The sequence below is a fragment of the Geobacillus sp. LEMMY01 genome, assembly GCF_002042905.1.
GTDB lineage: Bacteria > Bacillota > Bacilli > Bacillales > Anoxybacillaceae > Geobacillus > Geobacillus proteiniphilus.
In genome coordinates this window covers 1-6,344 of the sequence record NZ_MVKA01000061.1, presented here as the reverse complement: position 1 = coordinate 6,344, position 6,344 = coordinate 1, and the positions used below count along the sequence as shown (strand labels likewise).

General features: G+C 52.1%; 6 protein-coding genes. 3 read left to right on the top strand and 3 right to left on the bottom strand.

The genetic code is table 11. The features are described from left to right. The coding region (locus B1A75_RS18760; RefSeq protein WP_079936699.1) for an RNA-guided endonuclease TnpB family protein at positions 1-1,022 on the top strand (1,022 nt) is incomplete at its 5' end. A 158-nt stretch (positions 1,023-1,180) separates the two neighbouring features. Here B1A75_RS18760 and B1A75_RS18755 read toward each other — a convergent pair. The 3 genes from B1A75_RS18755 to B1A75_RS18745 all read right to left on the bottom strand — a co-directional run bounded on the left by B1A75_RS18755 (position 1,181) and on the right by B1A75_RS18745 (position 4,231). Continuing rightward, entirely contained in the window at positions 1,181-2,026 is an 846-nt protein-coding gene (locus tag B1A75_RS18755) for a DegV family protein (protein ID WP_074043124.1), read from the bottom strand. Between the two features lie 352 nt (positions 2,027-2,378). Continuing rightward, positions 2,379-3,053: a response regulator gene (locus tag B1A75_RS18750; protein ID WP_074043125.1), complete on the bottom strand. Its 675-nt coding sequence runs from the start codon at positions 3,051-3,053 to the stop codon at positions 2,379-2,381. Then, positions 3,050-4,231 carry a sensor histidine kinase gene (locus B1A75_RS18745; RefSeq protein ID WP_079936698.1) on the bottom strand — a complete coding sequence of 394 codons (1,182 nt, stop codon included), beginning with the start codon at positions 4,229-4,231 and terminating at the stop codon, positions 3,050-3,052. Before B1A75_RS18745 ends, B1A75_RS18750 begins: the two co-directional genes overlap by 4 nt. A 219-nt stretch (positions 4,232-4,450) precedes the next feature. Between B1A75_RS18745 and B1A75_RS18740 the strand changes: the two genes are divergently transcribed. Both B1A75_RS18740 and B1A75_RS18735 read left to right on the top strand, forming a co-directional pair. Next, positions 4,451-5,092 carry a YigZ family protein gene (locus B1A75_RS18740; RefSeq protein ID WP_079936697.1) on the top strand — a complete coding sequence of 214 codons (642 nt, stop codon included), beginning with the start codon at positions 4,451-4,453 and terminating at the stop codon, positions 5,090-5,092. A 33-nt stretch (positions 5,093-5,125) separates the two neighbouring features. Then, complete coding sequence (locus B1A75_RS18735; RefSeq protein WP_079936696.1) at positions 5,126-6,133, top strand: LCP family protein; 1,008 nt, start codon at positions 5,126-5,128, stop codon at positions 6,131-6,133. The last annotated feature ends 211 nt before the right edge of the window (positions 6,134-6,344 follow it).

The following is a 6,344-nucleotide window of genomic DNA, read 5'->3' as shown; positions in this document are numbered from 1 at the left end:
ACCCAACGAAAGTCAAACAAGACATGTACGAACGGATGACAGAAGTGAATACCGCGTTTGCGAATTGGCTGTTGAATCATCCCGAGCTGAATCAAGCGACGAGCAAACTATTTAAAGAGTTTTCGTCGCAGCGGTTYCCTTCTGCCGTCGTGAATCAGACGATTCGAGAAGTGAAGTCTCAAAAGAAAAACCAGAAAACAAAGAAGTTCCGAACATTATGGTGTTGCTTTAACAACCAAAACGTAAAGGTGGAAAAGAAAGGAGAGTTCTACACGGTTTCATTCCCCACACTGGAGAARCGAATTGGCGTGCCTGTCGTCACGCGTTCCTATCAAGAAGCRTGGCTGAATCGGCTTATCAATGGAACCGCCAAACAAGGGGCRGCCAAGCTCTACAAAAAGAGAAAGAAATGGTACTTCGCTATTGCGATCACAGTTGAAGTCCAACAACGGGAAGAAACCAAGGTAATGGGAATTGACCTAGGACTTCGCTATATTGCCGTTGCCAGCGTDGGAACGAAATCGTTGTTTTTCAAGGGSAGCCAATGCGCYTTYRTWCGCCGACGATATGCGGCTTTGCGGCGAACGTTGGGCAAAGCCAAGAAGCTCCATATGATTCGCAAAATCGGCCGTAAAGAGTCCCGCTGGATGAAGGATAGGAACCATAAAATCAGCCGTCAAATCGTCCGTTTTGCCCTCGCCAACGGTGTTGGCGTGATTCGAATGGAAGAGTTGACGGGGATTCGAAAGCGGGCAACATCGGCCAAAGAAGCAGGACGAAGCCTTCATTCTTGGGCATTTCACCAACTACAAACGATGATTGCCTATAAAGCCGAAATGGCAGGCATTCGGGTGGAGTGGGTGAATCCAACTTATACGAGCCAAACGTGTAAATGCGGACATCGGGAAAAGGAAAATCGCAATGGCATCCACTTTCAGTGTAAAAAATGCGGATACACCCTCCACGCCGACTTAAATGGCGCAATCAACATCGCCAAAGCGATTTCGGGCTTTGCCGCCTAACCTAGCGCACTGATCACAGGTGCGCCGCCCATCGGGGTACATCCTAACCCGATGGGACGGGCTGATGACACAGCCCCTGAACTTGGGCGTTGTCTGAACCTGAAAAGGATGAGGACGCTAACGACCCAGGAATCCCACGGCTTTAGCCGTGTGGAGTGTCAAGGCTGATACCACGTCAACCCGAGCGCGCCTTCGCCGACATGCGTGGCGATGACTGGGCCAAAATAGCTGATCGAAAATTCGACGTGCGGATAGCGGGCGGACAGCTCGTCGCGCCAGCGGCCCGCCTCATCCGGCTGGTTGGCGTGGATGATGGCGGCTTTGAGCGGCACGCCTTTTTCCGCATCTTCGGCGAACAGCTCTTCGATGCGGTGGACTGCTTTTTTGCGCGTGCGAATTTTTTCAAACGGCACGATCACTTTGTTTTCAAAGCGAAGAAGCGGCTTGATTTGCAAGAGGCCGCCGATGAACGCCTGCGCCCCGGTCAGCCGTCCGCCCCGCTGCAGATGGGCCAAGTCGTCGACCATAAAGTAGGCGCGCAACGTTTGTTTCATTTCATCCAAACGAGCGATGATATCCTCAGGGGGCCTCCCCGCCTGCGCCATTTCCGCCGCTTCGATGGCATAAAACCCTTGTGCCATGCAGCTGATTTCCGAGTCGTATGCGTAAACACGCAATCCGTCCACCATCGTCCCTGCCGTGACCGCCCCTTGGTATGTGCCGCTGATGCCGCTTGAGAGGTGGATGCTGATGACCGCCTCGTACCCTTCCTCGCGAATGGCAGTGAACAAGTCAACGAACTCACCGACCGACGGTTGGGACGTCGTCGGCAACGTCGGATGCTGCTTGATTTTGGCAAAAAATTCATTGGCCGTCATATCAATCTCTTCGCGATACGTCTCATCCCCGAAAATGACGCTGAGCGGAATCAAGCGAATGCCAAGCCTCTCGCGCACCTCTTTCGGCAAGTAGGCCGTGCTGTCGGTGACAATTGCCGTTTTCACGAACGCCATTCCTTCCTGATTCAGGATTTTGTTCCATTATACCAAAAAGGCTGGACGCCCACCACTGCAAACGGGACGGGCTGCATCGCACCGAAATGGACAAGCATGGCACGCCGCTCCAGCAGCCGCCAAGCAGGGATGCACAGGGCGGCTCTCATATTCCAACGGTGCTCTTTTGGCTCCGCCGATTGCCGAAACAGAGCGAGACAGCCGCCTCCTACCTTTAGAACGGCCTGCGGCAGCCAAAAACGAACGGTTTCTTCCGCCAGCCATCCCGCGCCAACCGCTGCACCTTTGTGTTGGGCGGTTTCGTCTATGGTCCATCAATGAGAGGGAACCCCTCTTCCCGTGATTAGCGCACCTCAACCCAGCCGTTTTTGATCGCAACCACAACGGCTTGCGTCCGGTCATTGACGTTTAATTTTTGCAAGATGCTGCTGACGTGGTTTTTCACCGTTTTTTCGCTAATGTAAAGCGCTTCGCCGATGGCGCGGTTGCTTTTGCCGTCAGCCAACAGCTGCAGCACTTCGCACTCGCGCCGCGTCAGCAAATGAAGCGGGCGGCGCACCTCCTGCTTGATCGCCACACCTCCCCTTTCCGTCGTCAAGCGGCGGTATTCGCGAATCAAGTTGTGCGTCACTTTCGGATGCAAATACGAACCGCCTTCAGCGACGATTCTCACCGCCTCAATGAGCGTATCGGCGTCCATCTCCTTCAACAAATACCCGGTCGCTCCCGTCTGCAAGGCGCGCATGACATAGTTTTCATCGTCATGAATCGACAGCACGACGACTTTCGTATCAGGGTAAGCTTCAATCAGCTGTTTCGTCGCCTCAACGCCGTTGATGTCCGGCATGTTAATGTCCATCAGCACCAAATCGGGTCGGTATGTTTCGACGATTGAAAGCGCTTCGCTTCCGTCGCTTCCTTCCGCCACGACTTCAAAATCGCCCTCAAATTCCAAAATGCGCTTGATGCCCTCGCGAAACAGCTGGTGATCGTCGATAATCGCGATGCGTGTTTTCATCGTTTCCTTTCCTCCTTGTTCGTTTTGTCAGTCGAACGGTCGAGCGGAACGCGAATGAACACGGTCGTTCCGCTGCCAATCTTTGAGCGGATGTCGAGCGTGCCGCCGAGCAGCTCCACCCGCTCCCGCATTCCAATCAAGCCGAACGCATTTTCTTTTTTGACCGATGGATCAAATCCTTTGCCATCGTCTTTGACACTGACAAGCAGATGGTGGCACGTCACTTCCATTTTGACGTCGATATGGCGCGCTTCGGCATGCTTCAAGGCGTTTTGCACCGATTCTTGGACAAGCCGAAACACGGCCGCCTCCATCCGCGACGGCAGCCGAATTTCTTCGCCGATATGTACAAAGGAAATGTGGACTCCCTTGTTATATTCTTCGGTCGTTTGCAAGTATTTTTTTAGCGTCGGAACCAATCCTAAATCATCAAGCGCCATCGGCCGCAAATCGTAAATGATGCGGCGCACTTCGGACAAAGCCGAACGCACCATTTTGCGAAAATCACGAATCTCGGCGATCGCCGCCTCTGTCCCTCGCTCTTTGATCACCTTTTCGACCAAATCAGACCGAAGAAGGACGTGAGCGAGCAGCTGCGCCGGGCCGTCATGGATTTCCCGCGACAGCCGCCGCCGCTCTTCTTCCTGGGCTTCGATGATTTTCAGCCCAAATTCCTGCTTTTGCTTCGCTCCTTCAATAAGCTCGCCGACCTGGCGGAAATCGCTGTTTAAGTAGTGGAGCACGACCGTAATTTGTCCAACTAAATAATCGGCGCGTTCGATAATTTGCGCAAGGCTCGCCAATCTCCGCTCGAGCTCGTCGCGGCGCAGCCGCAGCTGTTTCTCCCGCTCGCGCACCATCGTCAGCTTCATATGCAACTCATGCGCCGCTTCATACGCCTCGCGAATATCTTGCTCCGAGTGGGTGGAAAAGTTTTGACTCACTTCCGACAGGCGGCGGCGCGCCTGACGCGCCTTCATTTCCAGCCGGTCCGCTTCTTCGATCGCCTGCACGGTCAGCCGCTTCACCTCCTCGAGTTCGCGAAGCAAACGGTCGTGCTCTTGACGCGACTGCTCACCGATGCGGAAAATTTCGTCTTTGCTATGTTGAACGGTGTCGATCATTTTTTCGACAATCCGATCTAACTGCTTCACGTCCCACTGTTTTGCCTCAGCCATTTGCCAACCTCCAACAGCGCTGCCAAGCGGTGCGCATGGGCGCCAGCAAAATTTGTTTGAAGGAAAAAAGTTGTCGATTTATAATAATAAAAGCATGTCCTATCTATTGCTCTTTTATTTTCAGTTTACCATAATTAGAATAGAGCGCTAGCCATTCATGCAAAAAAATGAACAAAATTAAACCGTTTTCGCATTTTTTGTATGTTGAGGTGTTTTGCTTTGTTGCAAAAATATTACACGGTCAAAGGATATGGCGAACGCGAGATCGTGATCGAAAAATCACGGTTCATCTGCTATATCAATCGTGCCGAAACAGAAGAAGAGGCCGTCGCCTTTATTCAACAGATCAAGAAGAAGCATTGGGACGCCACCCACAACTGTTCCGCCTATTTGATCGGCGAGCATGACCAAATCCAAAAAGCGAACGATGACGGCGAGCCGAGCGGCACTGCAGGGGTGCCCATGCTTGAGGTGTTGAAGAAAAAAGGGGTGAAAGACACCGTCGCCGTTGTTACCCGCTACTTCGGCGGCATCAAGCTCGGTGCGGGCGGGTTGGTGCGCGCTTACAGCCGCGCCGTCTCCGAGGGTCTGAACGCCGCCGGCATCGTCGAGCGTCGGCTCATGCGCGTCATGCATGTCACGATCGACTATCCATGGCTTGGGAAAGTGGAAAATGAGCTGCGCTCTTCCGTATATACTATTAAAAATATCCTATATGCCGACCGCGTCATGTTTGACGTTCTCGTTCCTGAGGATGGCCAGTCTTCGTTCGGCGAGTGGATGACCGAACTGACAAACGGAAGGGCGGACATTCAGGCGGGAGCGATGGAGTATGCCGAGCGGTTGCTTCCGTCTTCCTGAAACGAAACCGTACAAGGAAAGAAGGGTTAAACGATGAATCATACAAGAAAAACGGTGAAAAAGCGGAAGAAAAAAAAGCGGCTCCGCCGATTATTTTTGCTCGTGTTTCTTCTTTTGCTCGGGGGTGTCGGCGCCTTTGGCTACAATATTTACTCCGAGACGAAACAGGCGTCAAGCAAAATTTATCAAGCCCTCGATCCATCGGGTGAGCCGCCAAAGGATATTGAAATGCGCAAAGATCCGTTTACCGTGCTGTTGGTTGGAGTGGAAAACCAGTACCACGACGAGGAGGGGCGGTCTGATGTCGTCATGCTTTTGACCGTCAATCCGAAGACGAACAAAGTGTATTTGTTGAGCATTCCGCGCGACACGCGCGTTTACATCCCGAGCGAAGGGCAGAAAGACAAAATCACCCATTCTTACAGTCATGGCGGCATTCAATCGACAATTGCAGCCGTCAATGAGCTGATCGATGTACCGATTGACTATTACGTGACGACTGATTTTGAAGGATTTGAAAAAGTCGTCGATTCCCTTGGCGGCATCACGGTGGACGTTCCGTTTACGTTTAAAGCCCAACTGACCGGCTCGCTCAAATGGCATACGTTCCATAAAGGCAAACAAGAGTTGAACGGCAATGAAGCGCTCGCCTATGTGCGCATGAGAAAATCGGACCCCCGCGGCGACTTTGGCCGAAACGAGCGGCAAAAACAAGTCATTCGTGCCATTATTGACAAAAGCACATCCATCACCTCGCTGCCGAAGCTGGATGACATCATCGCCGATTTAGGGGATCACGTGCGGACGAACATCCCTCCGGCCGATTTGTTGTCGTTCATCTATGTCTATCAAAAAATGAAAAACGCGGATGTAGAAAATTTGCATTTGAAAGGATACGACGAAACGATCAACGGCGTGTACTACTACATCCCCGACGAGCAATCGGTCAGCTCAATCAATGAAACGCTGCGGCAAGCGCTCGAGACGTCCAACGCCTCCCTCACGCGCAGCGATTCACCATCCACACAAAGCCAAAATTAACGATCACAAAGAAGGTGCTCCCAAAAGCAATGGGGCGCCTTTTTCCATTTACAGCGTATACTATTCAGCCCGTACATAGAAAAAATTTACGAGAGCCGGTTTGTTCGTACCTTCCTTGTCTATACTAATTACCATCATAGACATGGGAGGTGAACACAATGGCAAATGTTGCTTTTGGCTTCCAAGAAGCGGTCTTCACACTCGAAAGCAT

Bases quoted from the DNA above. Each gene is read 5' to 3' on its own strand.
- B1A75_RS18750 (WP_074043125.1), bottom strand. From the start codon at position 3,053: ATGAAAACACGCATCGCGATTATCGACGATCACCAGCTGTTTCGCGAG.
- B1A75_RS18745 (WP_079936698.1), bottom strand. From the start codon at position 4,231: ATGGCTGAGGCAAAACAGTGGGACGTGAAGCAGTTAGATCGGATTGTC.
- B1A75_RS18735 (WP_079936696.1), top strand. From the start codon at position 5,126: ATGAATCATACAAGAAAAACGGTGAAAAAGCGGAAGAAAAAAAAGCGG.